This window comes from Mesorhizobium sp. B2-4-2 (assembly GCF_006442845.1).
Taxonomy (GTDB): domain Bacteria; phylum Pseudomonadota; class Alphaproteobacteria; order Rhizobiales; family Rhizobiaceae; genus Mesorhizobium.
Window position 1 is genome coordinate 210,515 of sequence record NZ_VFVM01000008.1, and the last position, 26,525, is coordinate 237,039.

Consider the following 26,525-nt stretch of genomic DNA (forward strand, 5'->3'; position numbering starts at 1 on the left):
CGCCCAGAGGCCGGCTCTCTCCCTCTAGATGGCATCCATGCGGCTATTTTCCAAGCCGGCACACAGGCGCTCATTCGCGGTTTGATTCAGGATGGCGCCTCACCCGGTTGTTCGCAAAGCGTTTTTGTCTGTTGGCGGGCTAGACATGCACGTCTCCGAAGGAGAGTTCGCCGTTGTCGTCGGGCGTCAGTAAGGCGACGGCCAGCAGGCCGGCAAAGAGGATGGCGACCAGCGTGACGATGACCAGGCCGGGCACGGGACCCAGGGCGGCGGCGCTGACGGCCTCGCGCAATGTGCCGACGAAACCCACCGGCGCGGCCCGATCGAGCAGGCTCGGCGTCGACAGTTTGAGGATCCAGGCGAGCAGCAGGATCAGCATCATATGGATGTAGTTGCGGCGCAAACGGCGCGCCAGCGCCACCCGCTGCGAGACCAGGAATTTCGGCGTGCGCAGGCTTTCGCCGACGATCAGCAGCCAGTCCGAGGCGAAGTCCGGCTGCGGCGAGAATATCTGCGCGAAATAGTGGCGCTCGAACTGGCGCACGCGGGCGCGGTAGACGTCGAAGAAGCGGTAGCGCCGCGCCTCGATCCACAGCAACAGCAGCACCAGCAGCATGGCGAACAGCAGCACGCCGTGATGGGCACTGGCCGTCGACAGCGACACCGACAGCATCGCGGCCACGACGGTGATCGCCCAATTGCTGGTCCTGTCGATACGGTCGCGCCATCCCGCCATGCGGGCAATCTCGGCGCGATGGAAATGCGACATCACGGTGACCATTTCGCTGGGCGAAAGCGTCCTGCCGATGGGCGTTGCCGGCGCATCGTTCATAGTTCCCTCCCAACCCAATGAAACGCGTCGAACGCGATCTCGTTCCGCAGACGGCGGATGGCGCCGACCCAGGCGGACTTTCGGCCAATTCTATCGCGACGGCGGTGCGCCGAGGCTTTTCAAACGCTTGGGCAGGTTCGCTCAGCTTCTGAGTCCGCGTCCGAGTGGCTCTGGCTCTTGAGAATCCCTTTGCCTTGGGCAACATGACGGCAAGGCTGGAGTACGAAGATGAACAGGCCGATATCCGCCGCACGATCACAATCTACGTCGCGAAGCGCGGCGATGGCGCTGACGGAGGCGCTGGTCGCCCGCACCTTGCGCGCGGTCGAGGATGCCGGGCCGACGCCGGGCATGGTCTACATGACCGATGCCGACTATGCGCGTTTCAGCGACGAAATCCTGGCCGATGCGCCGGCCGGGCCGCTGAAACTGTTCGCCTATGGCTCGCTGCTGTGGAAGCCGGCGGGCGAGGTAAGGGGCGGTGAGCGCGCGGTGGCGACCGGCTGGCACCGCTCCTTCTGCTTCACCGTGCAGCGGTTTCGCGGCACGATCGAGCAGCCCGGCCTGATGATGGCGCTCGACCGTGGTGGCCAATGCCAGGGCATGGTGTTCGAGATCGCGGAGCCGGTTGCCGACAATCTCGAGGCGCTGCTGCGCCGCGAGATGACCATCCTGCCCGCCGTCAACGTGCCGCGCTGGCTGCGGGTCAGGACCGAGGGCGGCATGTGCCGCGCGCTCGGCTTCGTCGTCGATCCCGCCAATGCGCGCTATGTCGGCAGGCTGGACAAACGGGCGATCGCGGCGACGCTGGCCCGGGCCGCCGGCCATTGGGGCTCGGGCGCGCAATATCTGTTCGAGACCATCCGCCACCTTGACGCCTGCGGCATTCGCGATCGCAACCTGTGGCAGTTGCAGGCATTGGTGGCCGAGGAGATCAACCGCGTCCACGCCCCGGTTTAGCGATCGGCGTTTCCAGCGCAGCGCGACCCGGAAGTTCCGGACGCTTTCCCGCCACTCCAAATCTTCCGCTTGACGAATACATATCCCGACGGTTATACGTTGATCAATAGCCAACGGGTTATCGATTAAATGCCGGATGCTCATGATGCGCTCTTCAGGACGCTCGCCGACCCGACGCGGCGCGCCATCTTCGAACGGCTGTGCCGCCAGGGAGAGCAGACGGTGGGAGCGCTGACGATCCAGTCGGGGGTCTCGCAGCCGGCCGTGTCGAAGCATCTGGGCGTGCTGAAGCAGGCCGGGCTGGTGCGCGACCGCCATGAAGGCCGCCAGACGCATTACAGCGCGCAGCTCGGCGCGCTGGCGCCGCTGATGGACTGGACGCGTGAGATGGCCGGGTTCTGGGAAAGCCGGTTCGACGATCTCGAGGATCTGCTCAAAAGGATGGACCAGTGAACGACACTGCCGCCGACACCCGCACTGTCGTCGTCGAGCGGCAGATTTCGCATCCGCCGGAAAAACTCTGGCGCGCACTGACGCAACCGCATCTGATCGAGGAGTGGCTGATGAAGAACGATTTAAATCCGGTCGTGGGCCATCGCTTCAACCTCAGCACCGCCTGGGGCGGCGTGCTGGATTGCGAGGTGCTTGCCGTCGAGCCGCACAAGACGCTGTCCTACACCTGGAACCTCGCGCACCAAGACCCGGCCTTCGATCTCAGGAGCGTGGTGACCTTCACGCTCACCCCGACGCCCGCCGGGACCCATCTGCGCATGGAGCAGTCCGGTTTCCGGCCCGAGCAGAGGCGGGCCTACGGCGGCGCCAAGATGGGATGGCCGAAATTCCTGGAGAAGCTGGAAGAGCTCCTGGCACGGACGGACTGAGGTCGGTCGGCACGGTCATAGCAAGACTGTTCGAGGGCAGCCCGGAGCAAACGAACCTATGGAGGATATGCGATGAAGATCAAATTGACCCGCGTCTATGTGGACGACCAGGAGAAGGCACTTGCCTTCTACACCGACGTCTTGGGCTTCACCAAGAAGGCCGATTTCAGCAACGGTCCGTTTCGCTGGCTGACCGTGGCCTCGCCGGACGAGCCTGAGGGAACCGAGCTGCAGCTTGCGCTGAACGACAACCCCGCGGCCAAGGCCTACCAGCAGGCCCTGTTCAAGCAGGGCCAGCCGGCGCTGATGCTCTTCACCGACGACATCAAGGCCGATCACGAGCGCATCAAGGCGCGGGGCGGGGCCTTCGCCATGGCGCCGACCGAAGTGACCGGCTCGACCATTGCGCAGCTCAACGACAGCTGCGGCAACCTCATCCAGATCACCCAGCTGGCGCGCTGGTAAGCGGCCTTTCGTTCATTTCCAGGAGGAGGTAGCATGGATTGGAACAAATGGGTCCGGCAAACGCATCGCTGGCTGTCGATCATTTTCACGGGGACCGTCCTCGCCAACTTCGTCGCCATGGGCTTGGGGCAGCCGCCTGCCTGGGTGGTCTATTCGCCGCTGCTGCCGCTGTTCCTGCTGCTGTTCAGCGGCCTCTACATGTTCGTGCTGCCATACGCCGCCAAGCGGCTTAACGGGCGGCAGCCCGCGAGCCAGTAAGGACGGGATGGATGGCGAAGAGGCAGGGGCGATCAGCCAAAGGCGCCGCCAGGCCAGCAACCGCCGGTCCGGTCCTGCTTTCTGGCGGCAACCCGCAGATCGCCAAGGGCGAAGGCAACGCCCCCGTGCAGGCCTATATCGCAGCCATGCCGGACTGGAAGAGCGAGGTCGGCGGCCGTCTCGACGCGCTCATCGAGCGTGCCGTGCCTGATGTGCGCAAGGCCGTCAAATGGAACTCGCCCTTCTATGGCGTGGAAGGCGAGGGCTGGTTCCTCAGCTTTCATTGCTTCACGAAATACATAAAGGTGGCCTTCTTCCGCGGCATGTCGCTGGACCCGGTGCCGCCTGGCCAGTCCAAAAGCAAGGACACGCGTTACCTTGACATTCATGAGGACGACGAGTTCGACGAGGCCCAGTTCACCGAGTGGGTGAAGCAGGCGAGCCGACTGCCCGGCGAACGGATGTGAGATTTGTACGCCGGGCCCGGATTTGCCGCGCGCAACAGAGCGCCTATGATCGGGCGGACGGGCGGTGACCGCCCTCAAGGCTGAAGGAGAACGGACATGACGAAGAGCGGGTCGCCAGAAGGCAGATCTCCTTCGCAGCTCATAGACGGCAGGATCGAGGAACTCGGCGACTGGCGGGGCGAGATGCTGAGCCGGCTGCGCGGCCTGATCCGGCAAGCCGACCCCGAGATCGTCGAGGAGTGGAAATGGCGCGGGGTCCCGGTGTGGGAGCATGCCGGAATGATCTGCACCGGCGAGACCTACAAGAACGTCGTCAAGCTGACCTTTGCCAAGGGTGCGGCGCTGCCCGATCCGTCGCGCCTGTTCAACTCCAGCCTGGAAGGAAACACCAGGCGCGCCATCGATTTCCAAGAGGGCGAGGAGGTCGACGAGGAAGCGTTCAAGGCGCTTATCCGCGCCGCTGTGGCTCTGAACAAGTCAAAGGCCCGGCGATAAGCTCCGTGTGACTGGCACCGAAGAATGCGGCGGGCAGAATGAAGCCTGTCGCGCTCCTTCGCGCCCTTCTGGCCTCATCCGTCCCTCAGCCACACCAGCATCTCGCCGGGCTCGCGGTTGTCCCAGGCGAAATAGGGGATGGCGGTCAGCCGCGTCTGTCTGGCAGCGGGCGGGTCGGTGCGGTAAAGCCCGTTTTGCCAGCCCTCATCGGTGTCGGCCAGCGCTGTGGTCGAAAGCGCCACCACGCCGCCCAGCAGGTCCGGCTCGTCATGCGCCTCGATGCTTGCGGTGCGCGGCAATGCGATGCGGTGCAGGCTGCCGTCATTGTCGGTCGCCTCGACGCAGTAGATCAGCGGGCCGCGCGAGAGCGCCACGCGGCCGGCGTCCTGACGCACCTGCGGGTTGGCGTAGAGCCGTTCGATCGGCATTTCGAGATCGAGGCGGACGCTATCGCCCTTCTTCCATGTGCGCCGGATCGCCGCGTAGCCATCGCTGGTGACGTCCTCGAGCTTCACCGTCTCGCCATTGACCTTGAGCGCCGCGCCGGCGCTCCATGCCGGCACGCGCAGATGCAGGGTGAACGCGACCGGCGCCTGCGGCTCGATGGTGATGGCGACCGCGCCGTCCCAGGGGTAGCGGCTCGCCTGCGTCAGTGCCACCGGCACGCCCGCTATGTCGAAACGAGCGGTGGAATCGCCATAGAGATGGACGGCAAGCGCGTCGTCCGCCAGGCTGTAGAAATAGCTGCCGATGGAGGCCACCATGCGCCCGATATTGGGCGGGCAGCACGGGCAGCGGTGCCATTTCCATCTGTTGTGCCGGCCCCGGCTTTCCAGCGGGTTTTCGTAGAAGAACAGCGAGCCGTCGAGCGACAGGCCCGAGATCGAGCCGTTGTAGAGCGCCCGCTCCATGATATCGGCGTAGCGGGCGTTCGGCCCCATGCCGAGCATGCGGCTGGCCCAGAACACCAGGCCGACGGCGGCACAGGTCTCGGCGTAGGCGCTCTCATTGGGCAGGTCGAAATCGCTGGTAAAGCCCTCATTGTGCGCCGACGGTCCGAGCCCGCCGGTGATGTAGAGGTTCTTGCTGGTGAGATCGTCCCACAGCCGGTCGAGCGCCACCCGCAAGCTGTCGTCGCCATATTCGGTGGCGATGTCGGCCATGCCGGAATAGAGATACATCGCCCTGACCGCATGACCGACGACCTTGTCCTGCTCGCGCACCGGAATGTGCGACTGGCTGTATTCATAGGTCTTGAAATGATAGGCCTTGGGATCGGTGCCGCGGGCGCGCGCCTCCTCGTCGAAATAATGCGGTTGCTGGCCGCGCTGCTCGATGAAGTATTTCGCCAGCTCCATGTATTTGTTCTCGCCAGTCACCCGCGCCAGCTTCACCAGCGCCAGCTCGATCTCCTCATGGCCGCAATAGCCCTTCTTCTTGCCCGGCTCGGGCCCGAGCACCGAGGCGATATGGTCGGCATAGCGGCACATGACGTCGAGCAGCTTGCGCTTGCCGGTCGCCTGGTAATAGGCGACGGCGCCCTCGATCAGGTGGCCGGCGCAATAGAGCTCGTGGCAATCGCGCAGATTGGTCCAGCGCAGGCCGGGCTGGATGCGCTGGTACCAGCTCGAGAGATAGCCGTCCGGCTGCTGCAGCTTTTCGTAGAGGTCGATGACGGCGTCGATCTTCTTCTCCAGCTCCGGGTTCTTGGCGCGGTAGAGCGAATAGGCCGCCGTCTCGATCGTCTTGCCCCAGTCGGAGTCCCAGAACATCTGCGTCGTCACCGTCGAGCCGGTGAAGCCGGGGGAGGCCGCCTCGTCGGGCGAAGGGGAATGGAACGGGATGACGACGCCGGGCGAGGGCCGGTCCGGATCGATCTGCTCCAGCATGCCCGCCTCGACGCAGCGGTCGTAGAGGATATCGGCGGTGCGCGCGGCGACGGCGTCGGCACGGTCGCCCCAGAAGCCGTGCACGTCGACCTGGGGCACCGGTAGCGGCCGGAAGGCGAGTTTGGGCCTGGAGGCGCTGGCAGGCCTGGCGGAAGACGATGCGGTCATGAACTTACTCCATTCGATCGATCACTTGACGGCCCCGGCCATCAGGCCGCGGATGTAGAAGCGCTGCAAAGCCAGGAACAGGATCAGGCACGGCACCATCATCACGGTGACGCCCGCCTGCACCGCGCCCCAGTCGATGGCGCCGAAGCGGCCGGACTGGAGTGCGGTCATCATCACCGGCAGCGTGAACTTGGACTGGTCGGTCATCAGCACCAAAGCGGCGAGGAACTCGTTCCAGGCGCCGAGAAAGGCGAACAGCGCGATGGTGACGACGCCCGGCCAGACCAGCGGCAGCATCACCTTCAACAGCATGGTGGGGTTTCCGGCGCCGTCCATGCGCGCGGCCTCCTCGATCTCGCGCGGCACCGCGTCGAAGGCGTTGCGCATCATGAAGATCGAGAACGGCAATTGCAGCGTCACATAGACGCCGACCAGCCCGGTCAGCGTGTTGTGCAGGCCAAGCTTGGTGAGCACCAGGAAGATCGGCGTCAGGATCGACTGGAATGGAATCATGATCGTCGACAGGATGAGGACGAAGAACAGGTCCTTGAGAGGAAATCGGAAGCGCGAGAAACCGTAGCCGGCGAGCACGGAGACAACGACGGAGACCAGCACCGTCATGACAGAGACGTAGATGCTGTTCTGCGCCGAGACCCAGAGCCCGTCGCCGAACGTGTTGAGCGTGGCGTAGTTCTCCAGCGAGAAGCCTGTCGTCGGCCAGGGCGGCAGCGGCGGCTGGCGCGCCTCCTGCGCCGGCTTGAAGGCCGACAGCGCGGCCCACACGATCGGCGCCACGAACAGCACCGAGGCGACGATGCCGGTGGAGTGCCTGACGACGCTGGCGGCGAGCTTGCCTTGAGCGGACATTGCCTGCGCCATCAGTCGAGGCCCTCGGGCTTCCTCAGCAGCCAGAGCTGGACGAGGCTGAGCGCCACAAGGATCACCAGCAGGACCATGGAGAGCGCCGCGCCATAGCCGAGCTTGAACGACACGAAGGACTGGTTGAAAATCCAGTACACCGCCGTCAGCGTCTGGTTGCGCGGGCCGCCGCGCAGGATGATGTAGAACTGGTCGAAGGCAAGGACCGAGCCGGCCACCGACAGGATCAGCGCCAGCGCCAGCGTGCGGCGCATCAGCGGCAAGGTGATGGCCCGGAACCTCGCGAACGGGCCGGCGCCGTCGATGACGGCGGCCTCCTGCAAATCCTGCGGGATCGATTGCAGGCCGGTCATCAGGATGATCATGGTGAAGCCGGCGACCTTCCACACCACCATGGCGATGATCGACCAGAAGGCCGGCTGGAAGGTGGCCAGAAGGTTGAATTTCCTGTCGATCAGGCCGAGGTTGTAGGCGGCCGGGCTGAACAGGCCGGAATCGACGTTGAGCAGCCATGACCAGAGCAGGCTCGCCGAGGCGAAACCGACCACCGCCGGCATGAAGAAGGCGGTGCGATAGAGATTGGTCAGCGGGAGCGGCCGCTCGATGAAGATGGCCAGCGGGAAGGCGACGGCGAAGATCGCGATGGTGACGATCACAGTGTAGTAGCCGGTGAATTTCAGTGCGTTCCAGAACCTGGTGTCGCGCAGGATCGCGGCATAGTTGTCGAGGCCGATGAAGGAGTGCCCGCCCATCAGCGGCCAGTTGTGCAGCGACATCCACGCCGTCATGCCGAGCGGGATGACGAAGAACACCATGACCAGCGCCACGGCCGGCGCGACGTAGATGAGACCGATCCATTGCCGTCGCCCGGCGCCGACGAGTTTTCGGGCGCGGGGCGGGGCGGTGGTTGCTGTGATGGTGGTCATGGCTGGCCCGCTTTTCCTTCTCCCCTTGTGGGGTGAGCGGCCGGTTCGCCGGAGGCGAATTCATCGTGCCAGTGGCACGATGAAAGGCCGGCGAACACCGGGACGCTGCGAAGCAGCGGGGACACGGCAGAGTGGGTCGGCCACCACCCGGCCCTTCGCAGGCTCAGGGCGTTCGAAGCTCGAAAAGCCAAGCAGTTGGCTTTTCGTCCGCTGCGCGGACCGCTTCTCACCCCACAAGGGGAGAAGGGGAGGCGAAGTGCGCTAGGTCCCAAGCTGTCGATGCTAGTGAGTCTTCTCAACGCGATAGCCCTGTATCTGAACCAAACAATATCCGGCCACCCGCTCAGGGAGACAGGCGGGCGGCCGGCAGGCGCCTATTTCTGCGGCGCCTGGTCTATGATCGACTGCATGGTCTCCTGCGCATTGGCGATGGCGCCGTCGACGTCGTCGCCGAAGAACACCTCGTTGACCATCTGCGTCCACGGGCCGTTGGCGGAGTTGATCAGGTCGTTGAACACCACCGAATAGGGCGTCTTGCCCTTGGCCATGGCCTCGGCTGCGACCTGGTAGCGCGGGTCGAGGTCCTTCAGCGCGTCCTTGGCGATGTCGCCGCGCACCGGCAGGCTGCCATATTTGGCCAGGATCGTCTGGCCTTCCAGCGAATAGGCGAAGTCGAGGAACTCCTTCACCACATCGATCTTCTTGGTGCCCTTGGTGACGACGAAATTGTCGCCGCCGGCAAAGGACGACCAGCCGCCATCCTTGCCCGGCAGGAAGGTGATGCCGTAGTCGATGTCGGGATACTGGGTGTTGAGCGCGCCGATAGCGAAGGCACCCGACGGCGAGATGCCGATGTTGCCGCCGGCGAAGGCGGCGAAGAAATTGGCGCCGGTGTCGGTCTGGGCGCCTTCCGGCACCAGGCCCTTCTTGACCATCGAGCGGTAGAGATCGATGGCGCCACGCAGCTGCGGGCTGTCCAGCGTAGCCTTGGAGCCGTCCTGTGAGAGGATATCGCCGCCCGAGGCCCAGACCAGCGGCGTGAAGGTGAAGATGTTGCAGCCGCCGCAATTGCCGGAGAAGTAGAAGCCCTTGATGTTGCCGCCGAGCGCGTTGACTTTTTCGGCGTCGGCTTCGATCTCGGCCCAATTGGCCGGGCCCTTTTCGGGGTCGAGGCCGGCCTGCTTGAACAGCTTCTTGTTCCAGATCAGCACCGAGGCGTCGGCGGAGAAGGGCAGGCCGTAAATGCGGTCCTTGTACGTGCCGGTCTTCACATGAGCCGGCGACAGGCTGGCGAAATAGGGGAGCGACTTGGCCCAGTCGGTGATGTCCTCCAACTGGCCGGCGGCAGCAAAGGAGGGCGTGTAGATCAGGTCGAGCGACAGCGCGTCGGGCGCCGTGCCGCCGGCGGCGGCAGCACCGTATTTCGGAATGATCTCGGCGTTGGGGATGATGTCGAGCTTGATCTGGTTGGTGTGGCCCTTGTTGTAGGCATCGACGATGCGCGGCATGAAGTTCGAGCCGTCGGCGCGCACCCAGATGTTGGCGGTCTCGGCGGCGGCAAATTGCAGCCCGCAGCCGAATACGGCGGCCGTCAAGGCCAGCCTGGCAATCAAAGTCCTCATATTCTCCTCCTCCACGTTTTGGCCGCGACGCGCGGCTTGCCGCCGATTGCGGCGTTTGGTTCTTCAGCCGTCCGGCAGGCGGCCGCAGGACTGACGCACCACCAGCCGGCACGGCAGTTTCCGGATGCCTGGCGCGGCGGGCTTGCCGCCGACCAGGGAAAGCAAGGTCAGCCCCGCTTCGCGGCCGAGCGCAGCCAGGTTCATGTCGACCGAGGTCAGCGGCGGGCGCGTCGCTTCGGCCACGATCTCCCAATTGTCGAAACCGATGACGCCGACATCGCCGGGCACGTCGAGACCGCGCTCGCGCAAGGCATCGATGACGCCGCGCGCGATCTGGTCGTTGCCGCAGAAGACGGCGTCCGGCCTTTCGCTTGCGCCGTCGGCCGCGCCGTCGAACAGCCTCGCCACGGCTTCGTGTCCCCAGGCCTCCGACCACGAGCCGAGCAGCGGCTCGGTGACCGACAGGCCGTTCTCGGTCAGAACATCGCGATAGGCCTGCGCCCTGGCGTGCACCACGGCAAAGCTCGCCGGTCCCGAGACATGGGCGATGCGCCTGCGGCCGAGCCGACAGAAATGCTCCACTGCCAGCCGCGCGCCGCCAGCGTCGTCGGAGACGAAGGCGACGGCGTCGGGATCGGGCTGGGTGAAGGCATAGATCACCGGAATGCGCAGATTGGACAGGTCGACCGGCAGATGACGGTCGATGCGCTTGCCGGTGGCGATGATGCCGTCGACGCGCTTGTCGAGCATGGCCTCGACATGGAGCTGGCCGAGACGCGGATCCTCCTCGACATTGCACAGGAACACCGAGACGCCGGCGTCGACCAGCGCGTCGGAAATGCCCGACATCAGCGGCAGCGAGAAGCGGCCATAGGTATCGTTGGTGAGCAGGCCGACGGTGAAGGAGCGTCGCCGCAGCAGGCTCTGCGCCAGGCTGTTGGGCCGGAAGCCGAGGCGCTGCGCGGTCTCGCGAATGCGCTCGCGGGTCTCGGCGGTCATGCGGCCCTGGTCGTTGAGCGCCTTCGAGGCGGTGGCGACGCTGACGCCAGCCTCGGCCGCCACGTCACGCAAGGTGACGGGCTTGGGAAAGGCTGGCTGATCGTCCAATGCCATTGCGGCGAAAATCCCGATTGGGAAAAGGTTTTCTCTTACAGGCCGGAATGACCCGGCCAATGGCCGAGCCCGCTCGGAAATGTTTGGAAAAACCTTTTCTCAACCCAAGCTAGGCCAGATACAGAGGCTGTTCAAGAGGAAAAGTGGCTGGTCCTCCGGTGGTGCGAAGTGGCCGCCGGAGGGCGGGCTCACGGGCTCGGCGCCCGGCGAGTTCATCAGGCGAATTCCTGATCGGCAGCCGTCAGTGCTGCCCACGGCGCGAGCCAACCAAAGCAGCAATCGGCGACATGTCTACAAACGACTCTTCGGTCTTAACGCTTGCGCAAATATTATCGGTTAGTTCGCTAGTCATGGCCTCGTGGCGGAGCGGCTACGCTGGAGACGGCAAATCTCTGAAGCCTCGGTTCGATCCCGAGGCGAGGCCTCCAAAATCATATGACGTAGAGCCTGCGTCGGACCATCAAGGGCGATGGGTCTTGCCAGCTTGCATTTGCGGCCTGGGCCGGACAGGTCCTCGTCTTCGTTGTGACGCTGACGCGCCGGCAAGAAGACTGCTACCCAGCCGACTTGCGCGCTTTCAGCATCTGACGATCGGGGTCACGTGGCATGCGGCCGGCGTTAAAGCAGCCTATTTGCATTTGGCATGCAGGGCACTCGCCAAAAGAGTGCTATGGAAGGGCGAGAGCTTGCCCGCTCCGACTTTCCCCGACATTCGAGGCCATTTTCGTGCGTGAACCGTCGCTGTTGCCCGTCTTTGGAAAACTTGGCGCCAAGGGACCCCGTGTCGTCGCGGTGGAACCGGTCCCGTCGGCAGGTATCGCCCCACGGCTGCGGGAGGCTCTGGCCGCCCATGGCGGCATGGTGTTGAAGCTGTCGGTCGTCGCCTGGACGATATCGGTCCTGGGCATGGTCTTCTTCATGTTGCAGGGCTGAGGCAAATGGCCAACCGCTACGCACTGCGCATGGACTTGCCCCAAAGCTGGGCCATCATCGACGTCTTCACCGGCCAGCCCGTCGTCGTCAGGCAAAGGGCGATGGTCGGCATGAGCCCGCGCGACGCCAACGCCATGGTCGATCAGATGAATGTCCGGGACGTCGAGCGCCGGGAGAAGGCGGAGCGTAAATCCTGATCCAGCGCCGTCCGCCTGTCGTCTCAGCGGAAGTCGTCGGCCGTCAGCACATACATGCTCTTGCGCGTGCGGTCATAGGCCTTTGACGCTACGTCGCGGATGACACTGCTCTCGGTGTCGAAGGTGGCGAGATAGCCGGCTTCATTGGCTGCCGTCGCCGGCTGCATCCTGGTCATGGCATCGGCGGCGACCGAGAAGGAAATCTGGAACATGCCGTCATAGCCGACGAAACGGATACGCTTGCCGGCTTCGTCGTAGCTGCGGCTGCGGTTGGGGAAGGTCAGGCTCATGATTTTGCCTCCGTCGTTTTCTTCACCGCGCGTTTCTTCTTCGGCGTCGGGTTCAGGGCCTCGGCCACGCGGTCGGCTTCTTCCTTGGCCAGCCGCAATTGCCTCAGCCTTGCCGTCTTGATCTCCCTGGCCCTCGCTTCGGACATATATTCGGCGGTTGCCTTGTTGCGCTCCGCCGTCTTCTTCTGCTTGTCGACAAAGCGCGCTTCAGCTTTTTCCATGATCGTCTGGTTGCCGTCGGCCATCGAGGAAATCTCCCTTGCGTCTGAAATCGTGAAAATGAACTTGTCCGATAAATAGGCACTCTGCCGGGAAAATTCAAATTTTTGAAATATTTGGTCGTTTTCCGACCCGATGAAACCGGGCGCCGAAATAATACTATGATTATTCAATATCCGCTCGGAATAAATTTTGGCACTCCTATCTATCGAGTGCCAAAGAGCCTATAGAAGGGGGCGGCCGCCTATGCCGGCCCCAGAAAGAAGTTCTCATGAAATTTCGGCCACTCCACGACCGCGTCGTCATCCGGCGCGCCGAAGGCGATATCAAATCCAAGGGCGGCATCATCATTCCCGACAATGCCAAGGAAAAGCCGCAGGAAGGCGAAGTGATCGCGGTTGGTCCCGGCGCCCGCGACGAAAACGGCGCACTTGTTCCGCTCGACGTCAAGGCCGGCGACTTGATCCTGTTCGGCAAATGGTCGGGCACGGAGGTCAAGATCGACGGCGAGGATCTTCTGATCATGAAGGAAGCCGACATCATGGGCGTTATCGAAAAGAGCATCGAAGCCAAGAAGGCCGCCTGACTGAAGCGCCGCGCCTCTGCGCGGTGACGGCTCCACTCCAAATGCGAACTGGATAAAATCATGTCTGCCAAGGAAATCAAATTCTCCACCGATGCGCGCGACCGTATGCTGCGCGGCGTCGAGATCCTCACCAATGCGGTCAAGGTCACGCTCGGCCCCAAGGGCCGCAACGTCATCATCGACAAGGCCTATGGGGCGCCGCGCATCACCAAGGACGGCGTCACCGTCGCCAAGGAAATCGAGCTTGCCGACAAGTTCGAGAACATGGGCGCGCAGATGGTGCGCGAAGTGGCCTCGAAGACCAACGACCTCGCCGGCGACGGCACCACCACTGCCACGGTGCTGGCCGCCTCGATCCTGCGCGAAGGCGCCAAGCTGGTTGCCGCCGGCATGAACCCGATGGACCTCAAGCGCGGCATCGACCAGGCCGTCGCGGCCGTCGTCGTGGAAATCAAGGCGAAGGCCAAGAAGGTCAAATCGTCGGCCGAGATCGCGCAGGTCGGCACAATCGCTGCCAATGGCGATGCCAGCGTCGGCGAGATGATCGCCAAGGCGATGGACAAGGTCGGAAATGACGGCGTCATCACCGTCGAGGAAGCCAAGACCGCGAACACCGAACTCGACGTCGTCGAAGGCATGCAGTTCGACCGCGGCTATCTCTCGCCCTATTTCGTCACCAATGCCGACAAGATGCGCGCGGAGCTGGAAGAGCCCTATATTCTCATCCACGAGAAGAAGCTCGGCAATCTGCAGGCAATGCTGCCGATCCTCGAAGCGGTGGTGCAGAGCGGCAGGCCGCTGCTGATCATCTCCGAGGACGTCGAAGGCGAGGCTCTGGCGACGCTGGTCGTCAACAAGCTGCGCGGCGGCCTCAAGGTCGCGGCCGTCAAGGCGCCGGGCTTCGGCGACCGCCGCAAGGCGATGCTGGAAGACATCGCGGTGCTCACATCCGGCCAGATGATCTCCGAGGATCTCGGCATCAAGCTGGAGAACGTCACCATCGAGATGCTCGGCCGCGCCAAGCGCGTGCTGATCGAAAAGGACACCACCACGATCATCGACGGCGCCGGCACCAAGGCGACCATCCAGGCGCGTGTCGCCCAGATCAAGGGCCAGATCGAGGAAACCACCTCCGACTATGACAAGGAGAAGCTGCAGGAGCGGCTGGCCAAGCTCTCCGGCGGGGTGGCCGTCATCCGCGTCGGCGGCGCCACAGAGTCGGAAGTCAAGGAAAAGAAGGACCGCATCGACGACGCGCTGAACGCCACGCGCGCGGCGGTCGAGGAAGGCATCGTGCCAGGCGGCGGCGTGGCTCTGCTGCGTGCCAGGACGGCGCTTGCCGGCCTGAGCGGCGCCAATGCCGATGTCACCGCCGGCATCTCGATCGTGCTCAGGGCACTCGAAGCGCCGCTCCGCCAGATCGCCGAGAATTCGGGCGTCGAAGGCTCCGTTGTCGTCGGCAAGCTCTCCGACAGCAAGGACCACAACCAGGGTTTCGATGCCCAGAACGAGGCGTATGTCGACATGATCAAGGCGGGCATCGTCGATCCGGCGAAAGTGGTGCGCACCGCGTTGCAGGATGCCGGCTCGATCGCCGCGCTTTTGATCACCGCCGAGGCGATGATCTCGGACATTCCGGCCAAGGATGCCGCGCCTGCGGGCGGCGGTGGCGGCATGGGCGGCTACTAAGATTCGGCCGGCTCGCGAAGGTGGTTTCATAAAAGCCATCTTTTCAGACCTGATCCGTATCTCGCCAAAACGGTCTTTGCCGCAGGCGAGACGACTATCGCCGGGGGATTCTCTCCCGGCGCGTAGGCCTCTGGCCCAGGAGATCGATCCATGATCGTGTTCGTGCAGAAGCCACAGACGGTCGTCACGACCGAAACGACAGAGGAAAGCCGCTTCGACCGCATCCGCAGGATTGCCGCCGACAAGCACAAGAAATCCGAGCCCGATCCGGCAACGCCACAAAAGGGCGAACCCAAGCGTCCGATGTAATAGCGGCGCCGCCGCCGCTACATTCCGCTCAACCTCAGCACCACATCGCGCGTCAGCGGCGCAAGTTCGACGGAATTGGTCGAGCCGGGCTCCAGCCAGATGATCTCCTCGATCTCGGCGGCGGCTATCGGCTGGCCGTCGATGGAGAGCGCGAACAATTCCGCCTCGACCGTGCTGTCCGGCTCGTTGGCGGCCGTGGCCGAGAACAGGCCGAGCCAGGAGGTGGTGGCGGGGTCGATCGCCAATCCGAGTTCCTCGCGCAGTTCGCGCATCAGGGTGTCGAGCGGGGCCTCGCGCGGCTCGATCTTGCCGCCGGGCTGCATGAAGGCGCTGGTGCCGCGCTTGCGCACCAGAAGCAGCCGGCCCGACGCATCCGCGATGACGCCGGCAGCGATCCTGATCTTGCGGCTTTCGTGGCGGGTAGGATTCACGGTAGACTGTTCCGGTGGTCGTTTGGTGCAGAGCCTGCGGAAAACGGAACCGCGATTCTCAGTTCGGAGACAAGCCATGTTCGCAGCCAAGGCCATCGACACTTCGGACAAGGCCGCGTTCTACCGCGATCTTGCCGCGCAACTGAAGGCGCTGCTCGAGGGCGAGGGCGACTCGATCGCCAATGCCGCCAACACCGCGGCGCTGATCTTCCAGATGGTGCCCGATCTCAACTGGGCGGGCTTCTATTTCCTGGCCTCGGACGAGGAATTGGTGCTGGGTCCGTTCCAGGGCAAGCCGGCCTGCGTGCGCATTGCCGTAGGCAAGGGCGTATGCGGCACGGCGGTCGAACTCGGCACCTCGATGCTTATCAAGGACGTGCACGATTTCCCCGGCCACATCGCCTGCGACGCCGATTCGCGTTCGGAACTGGTCGTGCTTCTCGAAGACGATGAAGGCGTCTTCGGCGTGCTCGATCTCGACAGCCCGCTGCCCGGCCGCTTCGACAAGGCGGACCAGGCCGGCATCGAAACACTGGCCGCGATCTACGTGGCGGCGAGTTCGTTCGAGGATTAGGCGCTCAGCAAAAAGACCGACGGTCGGCCGTCGAGTTCCTTCGCCCCCTCTGTCCGGCAGGACAGGGGCGCCGTAGAGCGCTACCTTTGGGGCCTAGGCCAACTTCACCAGCATCAGGCTGAAGCCGCCGATGAACAGGAAGGCCGAGAAGGCGAGCGCCAGCGGGCGCAGGCCGCGCGAGCGCAGCTGCGAGATATCGGCCTGCAGGCCCATGGCGGCCAGCCCCATGGTCAGCATGATGGTGGTGGCGAGCGCCATCGCCGATTTCACGTCGGCGGGTATCGCGACAAGGCTGTTCAGAGCCACGACGGCGACGAAGGCGGCGACGAACCATGGCATGGGCGGGCGCGCCGCCTGCTGGTCGCTGCTGCTCTTGCGGCGCGCCATCAGGCCCAGCGCGATGACCATCGGCGCCAGCATGGCGACGCGGGTGAGCTTGGCGACGGTGGCGATCTCGCCCGACTGGGTGCCGTTCTGGAAGCCGGCGCCGATGACCTGCGCCACCTCATGGATCGAGGCGCCCGCCCACAGGCCGAAAGCATGCTGGTCGAGGCCGAGCAGCGGCGCCAGCAGCGGGAAGCCGAGCATGGCGACGGTGCCGAACAAGGTGATCGAGGCGACGGCGTAGGTGACGTCCTCGTCGCGCGCGTCGGTGACGATGTTGGTGGCCACGATTGCCGAGGCACCGCAGATCGAGGTGCCGGCGGCGATCAGCTGCGCCAGTTTCGCGTCGACGCCGATCAGCCGGCCGAGCGTGATGGTGAAGACGAAGGTGGCGCCAAGGGTGGCTGCCACGATGCCGACACCGCCGGCGCCGATCGACACCACCTGGCCGAGCGTCAGCTGGAAACCGAGCAGCACTATGGCGAAGCGCAGCAGCCGGCGCTGCGAAAACGCGATGCCGGCCTTGGCGTGCCCCGGCGTGCCGAGCACGTTGGAGTAGATCATGCCGGCGACGACGGCTATTATCATCGGGCTGAACAGGGCAAAGCCGGAGACGTTGCGGGCCGAGAAGGCCACCGCAGTGATCATCGCGACCAATATCATACCGGGCACGGGTCCGGCCTTGGTCGAGTCGAGCGCCTTGCGGCGCTGCGCGGGTTCGGCGGAAATCAGGCTTTTTGGAATATCGTTCGCAATGTGGGATAAGGAAGACAACGTCATGCTCCAGGCGACTTCGCCCGGGGAATGCCATTCCCCGACTAATCTTTCCAATGAATTATTTTCGTTAGAATGATCGATTTTCCAGGACGGTTTTCCGGCTTACGTGACCAAAATGCGGTCGTCGGCCAAGGGCCGATACGGCATGCCTCTAATCAGGGTTGGTGAGGCAGCGCGGTAAAGAGGCTGGGGCACCGCCAGAAGGTGGCTTGGCGTCGGCTTGACGGGCCACTCATGCTGCGCCAGCTTGGCGCCATGTTCGTTCTTCCCCGCGCCAATGTCATGCGACGCCGAACCTGTACACTGCGAGGCGGCATGATTGCGCGACGACGAGGAGTGGCCCGTTAATTCCGGTTCGTTCTTCCCAGCCCCGCCCGCGCAACCGTCGGCGGGCTGTTCATGTCTGGAGCCCTCGATGAGCATCAATCCTTCCATCCAGTTCCGGCAGGCCGGGCCGGCGGACGCCGCAGCCATCCGGGACATCGTGCGCTTGGCCTATGCCAAATGGGTGCCGCTGATCGGCCGCGAACCGCTGCCCATGCGCGCCGACTACGACATAGCGGTTGCAGAGCATGAGTTCGACCTTGCGACCGACCAGGGCGAAATCGTCGGCGCGATCGAAACCATGCCAGCCGACGATCATGTCTGGATCGAGAATGTCTGCGTGGCACCGCATGCGCAGGGAAGGGGGATCGGCCGGCTGTTGCTGGAGCGGGCTGAACGCAAGGCGGCCGAAGCGGGCCGCAACGAACTTCGCCTGCTGACCAATGGCGCCTTCGCGGCCAATGTGTCGCTTTACAAGAGGCACGGCTATAGGATCGACCGGGAGGAGCCGTTCATGAACGGTACGACTGTCTATATGAGCAAGAGGCTCGCTGGATAGACCGCAATCGGAGTTCGACAATGGCTGCCAAAATCAGGCTGAAGCAACTGCCCGGGCTGTACGCGATTTCGCGGCTCGAGCCTGGAGCGAGCGTTCCCGGTTGGGCGGACGGGCCAGGCTTCGTCAGCATCACCAGAACCGAGGATGAACTTTCGATCGTCTGTCTGCAGGATCGCGTTCCAGATGGCGTCAAGCGGGATGACGAGTGGGTCGCCTTCAAGCTCCAAGGACCTTTCGCTTTCGATGAAACCGGCATCGTGTTGTCGGTCATCAGGCCACTGTCGGAAAACGAGCTGGGCATTTTCGTGGTGTCGACTTTCGACGGCGATCACCTGCTGGTGAAAGCCGCCGATCGGGTCGCGGCGACACGGCTTCTGGGCGAAGCCGGGCATACTCTGCTTTAACTCGTTCTATTCCAGCTATCGCCCGCCCGGCTGGTTCAACCGCTCGCGGCTCGCTCACCAGTTCGGGGTTGCGTTTGACAGTGCCGGTCGCGCATCGTTATTTCTAGCCAGATATCACGCCGGACGGCTGTGCGGCGCCCCTCAGGAGAAATCATGTCACACAATCAGCAGTTCTACATCGATGGCGCGTGGGTCGATCCTGTCGTGCCCAACACGATCGATGTCATCGATCCGTCGAACGAAGATGCCTTCGCGCAGATTTCGCTGGGCTCCAAGGCCGACGTCGACAAGGCGGTGGCCGCCGCGAAGCGCGCCTTCGGCACATTCGGCTTCACCTCGGTCGAGGAACGGCTCGACATCCTCAACGGCGTCATCGAGGTCTACAAGAAGCGCAGCCCGGACCTGGCGCTCGCCGTGTCGCGCGAGATGGGCGCGCCGCGCCGGATGGCGCTCGACAGCCAGGTCGGCATCGGGCTCGCGCATCTGGCCAAGATGGCGGAAGTGCTGAAGAGCTTCCAGTTCCGGCAGGTCAAGGGCTCCTCGCTGATCGTCAAGGAGCCGATCGGCATCGTCGGCCTGATCACGCCATGGAACTGGCCGCTGAACCAGATCACCTGCAAGGTGGGTCCGGCACTCGCCGCCGGTTGCACCATGGTGCTGAAGCCATCCGAGATCGCGCCGCTCGACGCCATCATCTTCGCCGAGATCTTCGACGAGGCCGGCGTGCCGAAGGGCGTGTTCAACCTCGTCAATGGCGACGGCCCCGGCGTCGGCCAGGCGCTGTCCAGCCATCCCGATATCGACATGATGTCGTTCACCGGCTCCACCCGGGCCGGCATATTGGTGGCCAAGGCCGCCGCCGACACCGTCAAGCGCGTGCACCAGGAACTTGGCGGCAAGTCGGCCAACATCCTGTTCCCGGATGTCGACCTCGCCACCGCCGTGACCAAGGGCGTCGCCGGCTGCTTCAGCAACAGCGGCCAGTCCTGCAACGCGCCAACCCGTATGTTCGTGCCACGCGACCGTCATGACGAGGCGACTTCCTACGCCAAGGCGGCGGCGGAAAAGTTCGTGGTCGGCCCGGCCGACGCTCCCGGCACCAAGCTCGGCCCTGTCGTCAGCCAGGCCCAGTTCGACAAGATCCAGGACATGATCCAGAGCGGCATCGACGAGGGCGCCACGCTGGTCACGGGCGGCCCCGGCCGTCCGGCCGAACTCAACCGTGGCTACTATGTCAGGCCGACCGTGTTCGCCGATGTCACCCACGACATGCGCATCGCGCGCGAGGAGATTTTCGGGCCGGTGCTGGCCATCATGCCCTACGACACGGTCGAGCAGGCGGTCGAGCAGGCCAACGACACCGTCTACGGCCTTGCCTCCTATATCCAGACCAAGGATATCCAGAAGGCGCGCGACGTCGCGGCGCGCATGCGCTCCGGCAACGTCTACATCAACTATCCCCAATGGGACGCCGGCCTGCCCTTCGGCGGCTACAAGCAATCCGGCAACGGCCGCGAATACGCCGAATACGGGCTGGAGGATTTTCTGGAGATCAAGGGTATCGCGGGGTATGAGGCGGCGGAGTAGGCGGACAAGAGCCGCCCTCACAGAACGTGGGTTCCTCGGCCCCGCAAAGCGGGGGAGAGGTGGCGGCGAAGCGGTCGGAGAGGGGGCTGCGGCGCTGGAAGGTTTTCACGGCATATCCACGCCGCGCCATTCCCCCGCTCCGTCTCGGCTTCGCCGAGCCACCTCTCCCCCACCTTTGTGGGGGCGAGGAACCCTGGTCTGTTATGCCGCGCCACCTTTTTAGGTGGCCGCTCTGGTCCTGTTTCCTTGCCAATTGGCAAATACATACTATATGTCTGCCAATAGCGGGAGCAGAAAATGCAGCTTCAGTCCATCGTCACCACGCCGGCCGCGGTCGGCAGCGCCATCTCGGATGAAGAGGCGGGCGCCCTGGCGCGCACCACGGTCAATCTGTTCAAGGCGTGGGGCCTCACCGACCTCGAGGCCTGCATCCTGCTCGGCGGCATGTCGGCGCGCACCTGGGCGCGCTGGAAGGAAGGCGGCATCGGCCGGATCGACCGTGACCTGCGCACCCGCATGGCGCATCTGATGGGCATCCACAAGGGTTTGCGCTATCTCTTCACCGAGCCGGCGCGCGGCTATGCCTGGATCCGCAAGCCCAATGCCACGTTCGGCGGCCAATCGGCGCTCGACCTGATGCTGCGCGGCGAAATCTCCGACCTTGCCGCGATGCGCGAATGGCTCGACGCGGAGCGTGGTGGATGGTGAGTGGGCTCGCGGTCCGGCGCCGCGTCCACTGGCCCCAGACCTTCCGCATCATCCGCTCCATCCATCCGCCTATCGACCTCTTCGAGGACATTGCCGACCCGCGCGATTGGGAAGCGCTGGCCGCCGTCGAGGAGAAGACCAATCCGCGCATCCGGCTGGAACTCGGCGACCTCGGCAAGGTTCCTGCCGAAAGGCGGGTGTCCGGACCCGGCGCAAGTTTCGTGATGGCGCCCTTCGTGCATTGCTCGACCTTGCGGCCCGGGCGGTTTTCCGATGGCAGCTACGGCATCTACTATGCCGGCGACAGCGAGGAGGTGGCGCTGGCCGAAACCATCCACCACCACCAGAATTTTATGCGCGCCACCAAGGAGGAGCCGGGCTGGACCGCGGATTTCCGCGTGCTGATCGGCAGCGTCGATCGCGACCTCGATGACGTCAACGCGGTGCCCGGCGCGCTCGACCCGGACGACTACACCGCCTCGCAGGCCGAAGGCCGCGCCTTGCGTGCGGCCGGCAGCGACGGGCTGGTGTGGAACAGCGTGCGCATGCCAAGCGGGCAGTGCATCGGCATCTTCTGGCCGGATGCAATCACCGTTCCCGTCCAGGGGAGGCACTACAGCTACCACTGGGACGGCCGCCGCGTGGATTTCGTGCGCCAGCACGATACAGGCAAGGTGCTGGCGGTCACTTGAAGGCGGCGGCGCCGGTCAGTGCCGCAGGATCTTGCTCAGGAAGGCGCGGCTGCGATCGGTCCTGGGGTGCGAGAAGAACTCGTCGGGCGTGCCGCTTTCGACGATGGCGCCGGCATCCATGAACACCACGCGCTGGGCGACCTTGCGGGCAAAGCCCATCTCATGCGTCACCACCATCATGGTCATGCCTTCCTCGGCAACCGCGACCATGACGTCGAGCACTTCCGAAATCATCTCGGGGTCGAGCGCGGATGTCGGCTCGTCGAACAGCATGATCTTGGGGCGCATGCCGAGACAGCGGGCGATCGCCACGCGCTGCTGCTGTCCGCCTGAAAGCTGCGCAGGATAGGCGTTGACCTTGTCGGCAAGCCCAACCTTGGCCAGCAGTTCGCGGCCGGCCTGCTCGGCCTCGGCGCGCGGGATCTTGCGGACATGGATCGGCGCCAGCGTGACGTTTTCGAGCGCGGTCTTGTGCGGGTAGAGGTTGAAGGACTGGAAGACGAAGCCGATCTCGGTGCGCAGCTTCGTCATGTTGGTGGCGGGGTCGCCGAGCCGCTGGCCGTCGACGACAAGGTCGCCGTCCTTGATCGTCTCCAGCCCGTTGATGCAGCGGATAAGCGTGCTCTTGCCCGACCCGCTCGGGCCGCAGACGACGACCACTTCGCGCGGCTCGACGCTGAGCGTGATGTCCCTCAGCACGTTGAGCGGGCCGAACCATTTGTTGACGCCGCGAAAATCGATCATGCCCGTTTTGGTCATGTGGTCAGAACCTTTGGGTTCGATGTCATATCTGCACCTCGCCATGGGCGGCACCCATGCGCCGTTCGAGCCGGCGGGCGAGCATGATCAGCGGATAGCAGACGATGAAATAGCCGACGCCGACGAGGAAGAACACCAGCAGGCCGTTCGGCACGCGCTGCACCACCAGCCAGCCGACGCGGGTGAGGTCGGTCAGGCCGATCGCCGACACGACCGAAGAATCCTTGATCAGCAGCACATATTGCCCGACCAGCGGCGGCAGCACGATGCGCATCGCCTGCGGTAGCACCACCTGGCGCATGCGCTGCCAGCGCGACAGGCCGGACGCCAGTGCCGCCTCGACCTGGCCCGTCGGAACCGAACGGATGCCGGCGGCGACGATCTCGCAGATGAAGCAGGCGGCGAGGTTGGTCAGCGCGATGATGCCGGCGGTGAAGGCGTCGAGCTCGATGCCCAGCTCCGGCAAGATGAAGAAGATCAGGAATATCTGCACCAGGAACGGGGTGCCCCGGATGAGGTCTACCCAGGCACCGATCACGCCGGCGATCAACCGGTTGCCGCCAGTCCGCAAGATGCCGAGGCCGAAGCCGAGCAGGGTGCCCAGCACCAGGCTGATCAGCGACAGCACCACGGTCATGCCGAGGCCGCGCAGCGCCAGCGGATAGCTGCCCGCAAGGCTTTGCAACTGTTGCCAGATCATATGCGCGCTCCCGCCGAGCCGAGCCAGCGGCCGGAGAGAACCGCCAGCCCTTTGAGGCCGTAATAGAGCAGGAGGTAGAAGGCGGCGATGGTGAGAAATCCTTCCGCCGGCATGAAACGGTCGGAGGCGAGCAACTGACCGGCGCGCGTCAGCTCGGCAACCGAGATCAGCGACAGGAGCGCCGAATCCTTGACCAGCACGATCGCTTGTCCCAGCAGCGGCGGGATCGTCACCTTGAACGCCTGCGGCAAGACCACCAGGCGCATGCGCTGGACATAGGTCATGCCCGAAGCAACACTGGCCTCAACCTGGCCGCGCGGGATCGACAGGATGCCGGCGCGAATGATTTCAGCGACATAGGCGCCGCTGTTCAGTGACAACGCGAGGATGCCGACGACGAGTTCGGGCAGCACGAAACCGAGGCGCGGCAGGCCGAAATAGAGAAAATAGAGCTGCGCCAGCAAGGGCGTGGCGCGTACGGCGTCGATATAGGCCTTGGCCGGCACCCGAAACAGCCAGCCGCGCTGCAGGTTCATCGCGCACAACAGGATGCCGACCGCGAGCGCGCCGAAAAAGGACAGCGCCGACAGCCACACGGTCGTGACCAGGCCCTGCCCGAACAGGGGCAGGTATTCGACGATGGTGCGGAAGCTGAAATTCTCGAGCATGGCCGTGAATGGTGATTAGGGAGTAGTGAGTAGTGAGCAGTGAGTAGTGAGGCGGATCCGGAATTCCCTATTCACTACTCACTAATTCGCTACTCACTAATCCCTAATTCCCTAATCCCCAATCAGTGATCTTTCTTCCAGTCTTCCGAATTGACCCAGTAGTCGAGGTTCTTCTGCAGGCGGCCGTCGATGGTGACCTGGTTGAGGAACAGGTTCATCCAGATCAGGAGATCCGGCTCGTCATAGCGGGTGGCGAAGGCAAGCGGCTCCTTCGAGAGGAGGTCCGGCATGATTGTGAAGGTCCCGGCCGGATAAGCCGTCGACTGGCCCTTGACCGCCGAGACGTCGTTGACGCCGCAATCGGCCTGGCCGTTGTTGACGGCGTCGAGCAGCAGCGGACCGCCGCCCTTGTAGCTCTTGATGTCGGCATCGGGGAAGGCTGCCTTGGCTTCCTTCTCGCCGGTGGCGCCGAGCAGCACGGCGATCTTGGTGCCCTTGGCCTTGCAGTCGTCGGCGGTCTTGAACTTGCCGTCGGCCTTGGTGAAGACGGTGCTGCCCGTATACATGTAAGGCGTGGTGAAGGCGACCTTCATGCCGCGTGCCAGCGTCGGCGTCATGTCGGCGACCAGAAGGTCGGCCTTGCCCGAAAGCAGCGCCGGGATCAGGCCGTCCCAGTCGAAGTCGAGGAAGGTGATCTTGACGCCCATTTCCTTGGCCATCAGTTCGGCCAATTCCACCGAGCTGCCGGTGCGTTCGCCATTGGCGCCGACCAGCGAGAAGGGCGGTCCCTGCGTCTGCACGGCGACACGCAGTTCGCCGCGCTTGGTGATGTCGTCGAGCGATCCGGCGCTGGCGGCGGCGGTGAGGCCGGCCAGTGCGAGGCCGGCGATGAAAAGCTTGGCAATGTTCATTGGTTTCATTGGGCATTCCTCCTTTTGTCGTCTTGTTGTCCACCCTACAGGGTGCTTTTTGAGCGGCGGCGCCGTTGCCGGCGGCGGCCACCGTTCGAAAATCCGTTTCCTCAGTGCCGGGCCGCCGTTTCGGCGACCGCGATGCCGCGCCTGGGCAACGCGCCGAAGAAAGGCGCGTCCGGCACATGCAGCAGCGGGTTGAGCAGGCCGAGGCCTCCGAGAACCGCTATCCTCATGCCGGCTCCTTGCGAATGCTGTCGTCCGACCAGCAGCCTTCCGGCAGGCTGACCCATTTGTTGCAGGACGCCATGACGACGAAGGTCTCGCTGCGCACGACCTCGCCCGGCTCGCCGGCGCCCGGGATCAACTCGCTGGTGACGCGGTAGAGATCGGCGACGTCGCCGGCCACCGTCACGTCGACGATGATGTCGAAGCGCCCGGTGACGACCGAGGCCGAGTTGACGAAGGGCAGTTCGGAAATGCGCTGCGCCAACTCGCGGGCGCGGCCGCGCCCTTGCGCGTTGATGCCGACGATGGCCGAGATCAGTTCGGGCCGCTCCGTCAGGTTCAAGAGCCCGACGATCTTGAGCAGGTTGCGGTCGAGCAGGTTGCGCAGCCGCGTGCGCACCGTCGGCACCGAGATCGCCAGAATCTCGGCGAGGCGGTTGATGCCCGGCTGTGCGTCCTGCGACAGCTGTTTGACCAGCCGCCGATCGGTCAGATCGAGATGTTCCCGCAAGTCCCCCGTCTTTCATAAAACGAAAAAAGCTAGGCGATTTTTTTGCCTATGTGCAAACAAGCTATTTCATGGATTCCTTAAAGGCAAGGCATGATTCCACGCGAATTCAGCATGTGGCGGCGGCTTCACACCAGCGCGGCCACCAGCAGCTTGGCTTGCGGCGTCAACGTGTCGAAGCGGCGGGCGCAGAGATTGAGCTGGCGGGTTCCCCAGTCGTCCGTCAGCCGCAGGCTGCGCAGGCTGGGCGCCGAGCGGCGCACGATGCTTTCCGGCACGATGGCGACGCCCGCGCCCTGGGCCACCAGCCTGCAGACATTATCGAGGCCGGGCACGCGGATGCGAAAATGCAGATGACCGCCAAGGCGCGCGGCCTGGCGGGAGATGTGCTCCTGCAAGGGATGGCCGGCGCTCAGGCCGACAAAGGTTTCACCGAGAATGTCGGCGAGGCCGGTCGCGCGGCCTTCGAGGCCGGGGCGGTTGCGCGCGGCGATCACCACCAGCCTATCGACGAAGAACGATTTCTGCTCGAGATGCGAAAGGCCGGCCCAGGTCGCGGCAATGCCAAGATCGGCGGCGCCGCTGGCCACCGCCTCGGCGATCTCGTGGCTGGGGCGCTCATCGAGCTCTATGTCGATGCCGGGATGCGCGACCAGAAAGGCCGGCAGCTTGTCGCGCAGAAGCTCGCTGGTGGCGGCCGTGTTGGCGAGCAGGCGGACCCGCGCGCGCAGTCCGGTGGCATAGGCGCCGAGCTCGCCGGCCATCGCCTCGAGCTGGTTCTGCACCGCGCGCGCGTGGTGCAGCAGTGCCTGGCCGGCGGCGGTCGGCACCACGCCGCGCCGGCGGCGCTCCAGCAGCGGCGCGCCGAGCCTGTCCTCCATGCCCTTGATGCGGGCGCTGGCCGAGGCCAGCGCGAGGCCCGCGAGCTCGGCGCCATGGGTGATGCTGCCGCGCTCGGCAACCAGCAGGAACAGTCGGAGATCGACGAGGTCGAAGTGCATTTTTTTCCTCCCGCAAGACAGCCCGGGCGATGGCCGCTATCACGCGATCGATGGCGCAGCGGGCCGACCGGCTTGCGGCACCAGCCTTCGCCTCAGCCGAAGGCTGGTGCCGCGATTTCCACATTGTGGGTG

Annotated in this window: 35 protein-coding genes; 18 read left to right on the forward strand and 17 right to left on the reverse strand. The window is 64.4% G+C overall.

Annotated elements, in window-relative coordinates; translation table 11 throughout:
• Positions 1–139: 139 nt before the first annotated feature.
• Positions 140–832 carry a DUF2270 domain-containing protein gene (locus FJ942_RS19310; RefSeq protein WP_140499219.1) on the reverse strand — a complete coding sequence of 231 codons (693 nt, stop codon included), beginning with the start codon at positions 830–832 and terminating at the stop codon, positions 140–142.
• A 228-nt stretch (positions 833–1,060) separates the two neighbouring features.
• On the opposite strand from FJ942_RS19310, the gene FJ942_RS19315 reads away from it, so the two are divergent.
• From FJ942_RS19315 to FJ942_RS19345, 7 genes are all read left to right on the forward strand, one after another.
• Positions 1,061–1,792: a gamma-glutamylcyclotransferase gene (locus FJ942_RS19315; protein ID WP_140898637.1), complete on the forward strand. Its 732-nt coding sequence runs from the start codon at positions 1,061–1,063 to the stop codon at positions 1,790–1,792.
• A 129-nt stretch (positions 1,793–1,921) separates the two neighbouring features.
• The gene (locus FJ942_RS19320) at positions 1,922–2,245 is read left to right on the forward strand and encodes a metalloregulator ArsR/SmtB family transcription factor (protein WP_140499215.1); all 324 of its coding nucleotides are present in this window, start codon (positions 1,922–1,924) and stop codon (positions 2,243–2,245) included.
• On the forward strand, positions 2,242–2,673 hold the full coding sequence (locus tag FJ942_RS19325; RefSeq protein ID WP_140582629.1) for an SRPBCC domain-containing protein: 432 nt from the start codon (positions 2,242–2,244) through the stop codon (positions 2,671–2,673). The genes FJ942_RS19320 and FJ942_RS19325 overlap by 4 nt, the downstream gene beginning before the upstream one ends.
• A 72-nt stretch (positions 2,674–2,745) precedes the next feature.
• Positions 2,746–3,138: a VOC family protein gene (locus tag FJ942_RS19330; protein WP_140657466.1), complete on the forward strand. Its 393-nt coding sequence runs from the start codon at positions 2,746–2,748 to the stop codon at positions 3,136–3,138.
• Between the two features lie 33 nt (positions 3,139–3,171).
• Positions 3,172–3,396 (forward strand): hypothetical protein, encoded by a 225-nt coding sequence (locus FJ942_RS19335; protein ID WP_140674389.1) that lies wholly within the window; start codon positions 3,172–3,174, stop codon positions 3,394–3,396.
• Positions 3,397–3,407: 11 nt separating this feature from the next.
• Positions 3,408–3,863 carry a DUF1801 domain-containing protein gene (locus tag FJ942_RS19340; RefSeq protein ID WP_140879064.1) on the forward strand — a complete coding sequence of 152 codons (456 nt, stop codon included), beginning with the start codon at positions 3,408–3,410 and terminating at the stop codon, positions 3,861–3,863.
• Between the two features lie 96 nt (positions 3,864–3,959).
• On the forward strand, positions 3,960–4,358 hold the full coding sequence (locus FJ942_RS19345; RefSeq protein ID WP_140674385.1) for a DUF1801 domain-containing protein: 399 nt from the start codon (positions 3,960–3,962) through the stop codon (positions 4,356–4,358).
• Between the two features lie 74 nt (positions 4,359–4,432).
• On the opposite strand, the gene FJ942_RS19350 is transcribed toward FJ942_RS19345, so the two are convergent.
• The 5 genes from FJ942_RS19350 to FJ942_RS19370 form a co-directional block, all read right to left on the reverse strand.
• Positions 4,433–6,415: a glycoside hydrolase family 127 protein gene (locus FJ942_RS19350; protein ID WP_140898639.1), complete on the reverse strand. Its 1,983-nt coding sequence runs from the start codon at positions 6,413–6,415 to the stop codon at positions 4,433–4,435.
• 21 nt (positions 6,416–6,436) lie between these two features.
• Positions 6,437–7,294 (reverse strand): carbohydrate ABC transporter permease, encoded by an 858-nt coding sequence (locus FJ942_RS19355; RefSeq protein ID WP_140556322.1) that lies wholly within the window; start codon positions 7,292–7,294, stop codon positions 6,437–6,439.
• Entirely contained in the window at positions 7,294–8,220 is a 927-nt protein-coding gene (locus tag FJ942_RS19360) for a sugar ABC transporter permease (protein WP_140898642.1), read from the reverse strand. The genes FJ942_RS19355 and FJ942_RS19360 overlap by 1 nt, the downstream gene beginning before the upstream one ends.
• A gap of 374 nt (positions 8,221–8,594) precedes the next feature.
• Positions 8,595–9,842: a sugar ABC transporter substrate-binding protein gene (locus FJ942_RS19365; protein ID WP_140516254.1), complete on the reverse strand. Its 1,248-nt coding sequence runs from the start codon at positions 9,840–9,842 to the stop codon at positions 8,595–8,597.
• A 63-nt stretch (positions 9,843–9,905) separates the two neighbouring features.
• Positions 9,906–10,955 (reverse strand): LacI family DNA-binding transcriptional regulator, encoded by a 1,050-nt coding sequence (locus FJ942_RS19370; RefSeq protein ID WP_140565487.1) that lies wholly within the window; start codon positions 10,953–10,955, stop codon positions 9,906–9,908.
• A gap of 726 nt (positions 10,956–11,681) precedes the next feature.
• Here FJ942_RS19370 and FJ942_RS19375 point away from each other — a divergent pair.
• Both FJ942_RS19375 and FJ942_RS19380 read left to right on the forward strand, forming a co-directional pair.
• Positions 11,682–11,888 (forward strand): hypothetical protein, encoded by a 207-nt coding sequence (locus FJ942_RS19375; RefSeq protein ID WP_140499194.1) that lies wholly within the window; start codon positions 11,682–11,684, stop codon positions 11,886–11,888.
• Between the two features lie 5 nt (positions 11,889–11,893).
• Complete coding sequence (locus FJ942_RS19380; protein ID WP_140674379.1) at positions 11,894–12,085, forward strand: hypothetical protein; 192 nt, start codon at positions 11,894–11,896, stop codon at positions 12,083–12,085.
• Positions 12,086–12,108: 23 nt separating this feature from the next.
• Here FJ942_RS19380 and FJ942_RS19385 read toward each other — a convergent pair whose 3' ends face one another.
• On the reverse strand, positions 12,109–12,375 hold the full coding sequence (locus FJ942_RS19385; RefSeq protein ID WP_140499190.1) for a DUF1488 domain-containing protein: 267 nt from the start codon (positions 12,373–12,375) through the stop codon (positions 12,109–12,111).
• Positions 12,372–12,620 (reverse strand): hypothetical protein, encoded by a 249-nt coding sequence (locus FJ942_RS19390; protein ID WP_140499188.1) that lies wholly within the window; start codon positions 12,618–12,620, stop codon positions 12,372–12,374. The genes FJ942_RS19385 and FJ942_RS19390 overlap by 4 nt, the downstream gene beginning before the upstream one ends.
• Before the next feature lie 245 nt (positions 12,621–12,865).
• Here FJ942_RS19390 and FJ942_RS19395 point away from each other — a divergent pair, with 245 nt between their 5' ends.
• The 3 genes from FJ942_RS19395 to FJ942_RS28575 all read left to right on the forward strand — a co-directional run bounded on the left by FJ942_RS19395 (position 12,866) and on the right by FJ942_RS28575 (position 15,178).
• The gene (locus tag FJ942_RS19395; RefSeq protein WP_140499186.1) at positions 12,866–13,180 is read left to right on the forward strand and encodes a co-chaperone GroES; all 315 of its coding nucleotides are present in this window, start codon (positions 12,866–12,868) and stop codon (positions 13,178–13,180) included.
• A gap of 60 nt (positions 13,181–13,240) precedes the next feature.
• Positions 13,241–14,869, forward strand: a complete 1,629-nt coding sequence (gene groL / locus FJ942_RS19400) for a chaperonin GroEL (RefSeq protein ID WP_140685640.1) — start codon at positions 13,241–13,243, stop codon at positions 14,867–14,869.
• Between the two features lie 150 nt (positions 14,870–15,019).
• Entirely contained in the window at positions 15,020–15,178 is a 159-nt protein-coding gene (locus FJ942_RS28575; protein WP_181167670.1) for a hypothetical protein, read from the forward strand.
• 17 nt (positions 15,179–15,195) lie between these two features.
• Here the strand turns inward: FJ942_RS28575 and FJ942_RS19405 are convergent, their stop codons facing one another.
• Positions 15,196–15,609: an NUDIX domain-containing protein gene (locus FJ942_RS19405; RefSeq protein WP_246673067.1), complete on the reverse strand. Its 414-nt coding sequence runs from the start codon at positions 15,607–15,609 to the stop codon at positions 15,196–15,198.
• A gap of 76 nt (positions 15,610–15,685) precedes the next feature.
• On the opposite strand from FJ942_RS19405, the gene FJ942_RS19410 reads away from it, so the two are divergent.
• Positions 15,686–16,183 carry a GAF domain-containing protein gene (locus tag FJ942_RS19410; protein WP_140499180.1) on the forward strand — a complete coding sequence of 166 codons (498 nt, stop codon included), beginning with the start codon at positions 15,686–15,688 and terminating at the stop codon, positions 16,181–16,183.
• A 93-nt stretch (positions 16,184–16,276) separates the two neighbouring features.
• Here the strand turns inward: FJ942_RS19410 and FJ942_RS19415 are convergent, their stop codons facing one another.
• A complete protein-coding gene (locus FJ942_RS19415; RefSeq protein WP_140556332.1) occupies positions 16,277–17,341 on the reverse strand; it encodes a YeiH family protein in 1,065 nt (354 codons plus the stop codon).
• Positions 17,342–17,759: 418 nt separating this feature from the next.
• On the opposite strand from FJ942_RS19415, the gene FJ942_RS19420 reads away from it, so the two are divergent.
• The 5 genes from FJ942_RS19420 (at position 17,760) to FJ942_RS19440 (ending at position 21,618) form a co-directional block, all read left to right on the forward strand.
• The gene (locus FJ942_RS19420) at positions 17,760–18,227 is read left to right on the forward strand and encodes a GNAT family N-acetyltransferase (protein WP_140499176.1); all 468 of its coding nucleotides are present in this window, start codon (positions 17,760–17,762) and stop codon (positions 18,225–18,227) included.
• A 20-nt stretch (positions 18,228–18,247) separates the two neighbouring features.
• Positions 18,248–18,631 (forward strand): ACT domain-containing protein, encoded by a 384-nt coding sequence (locus tag FJ942_RS19425; protein WP_140516236.1) that lies wholly within the window; start codon positions 18,248–18,250, stop codon positions 18,629–18,631.
• Between the two features lie 153 nt (positions 18,632–18,784).
• On the forward strand, positions 18,785–20,218 hold the full coding sequence (locus tag FJ942_RS19430; RefSeq protein ID WP_140898644.1) for an aldehyde dehydrogenase family protein: 1,434 nt from the start codon (positions 18,785–18,787) through the stop codon (positions 20,216–20,218).
• Between the two features lie 297 nt (positions 20,219–20,515).
• Entirely contained in the window at positions 20,516–20,926 is a 411-nt protein-coding gene (locus FJ942_RS19435) for an MbcA/ParS/Xre antitoxin family protein (protein ID WP_140559857.1), read from the forward strand.
• Positions 20,920–21,618, forward strand: a complete 699-nt coding sequence (locus tag FJ942_RS19440) for an RES family NAD+ phosphorylase (RefSeq protein WP_140516231.1) — start codon at positions 20,920–20,922, stop codon at positions 21,616–21,618. Before FJ942_RS19435 ends, FJ942_RS19440 begins: the two co-directional genes overlap by 7 nt.
• 15 nt (positions 21,619–21,633) lie before the next feature.
• Here the strand turns inward: FJ942_RS19440 and FJ942_RS19445 are convergent, their stop codons facing one another.
• The 7 genes from FJ942_RS19445 to FJ942_RS19470 all read right to left on the reverse strand — a co-directional run bounded on the left by FJ942_RS19445 (position 21,634) and on the right by FJ942_RS19470 (position 26,393).
• The gene (locus FJ942_RS19445) at positions 21,634–22,377 is read right to left on the reverse strand and encodes an amino acid ABC transporter ATP-binding protein (protein WP_140499166.1); all 744 of its coding nucleotides are present in this window, start codon (positions 22,375–22,377) and stop codon (positions 21,634–21,636) included.
• Positions 22,378–22,402: 25 nt separating this feature from the next.
• Positions 22,403–23,077, reverse strand: a complete 675-nt coding sequence (locus FJ942_RS19450; protein ID WP_140499164.1) for an amino acid ABC transporter permease — start codon at positions 23,075–23,077, stop codon at positions 22,403–22,405.
• Positions 23,074–23,745: an amino acid ABC transporter permease gene (locus FJ942_RS19455; RefSeq protein WP_140521400.1), complete on the reverse strand. Its 672-nt coding sequence runs from the start codon at positions 23,743–23,745 to the stop codon at positions 23,074–23,076. The genes FJ942_RS19450 and FJ942_RS19455 overlap by 4 nt, the downstream gene beginning before the upstream one ends.
• Positions 23,746–23,867: 122 nt before the next feature.
• A complete protein-coding gene (locus FJ942_RS19460) occupies positions 23,868–24,656 on the reverse strand; it encodes an ABC transporter substrate-binding protein (RefSeq protein WP_140516312.1) in 789 nt (262 codons plus the stop codon).
• 110 nt (positions 24,657–24,766) lie between these two features.
• Entirely contained in the window at positions 24,767–24,892 is a 126-nt protein-coding gene (locus FJ942_RS29050; RefSeq protein WP_263483102.1) for a hypothetical protein, read from the reverse strand.
• On the reverse strand, positions 24,889–25,395 hold the full coding sequence (locus FJ942_RS19465) for an Lrp/AsnC family transcriptional regulator (protein ID WP_140499160.1): 507 nt from the start codon (positions 25,393–25,395) through the stop codon (positions 24,889–24,891). The genes FJ942_RS29050 and FJ942_RS19465 overlap by 4 nt, the downstream gene beginning before the upstream one ends.
• Positions 25,396–25,520: 125 nt before the next feature.
• A complete protein-coding gene (locus FJ942_RS19470; protein ID WP_140565451.1) occupies positions 25,521–26,393 on the reverse strand; it encodes a LysR substrate-binding domain-containing protein in 873 nt (290 codons plus the stop codon).
• Positions 26,394–26,525 lie beyond the last annotated feature (132 nt).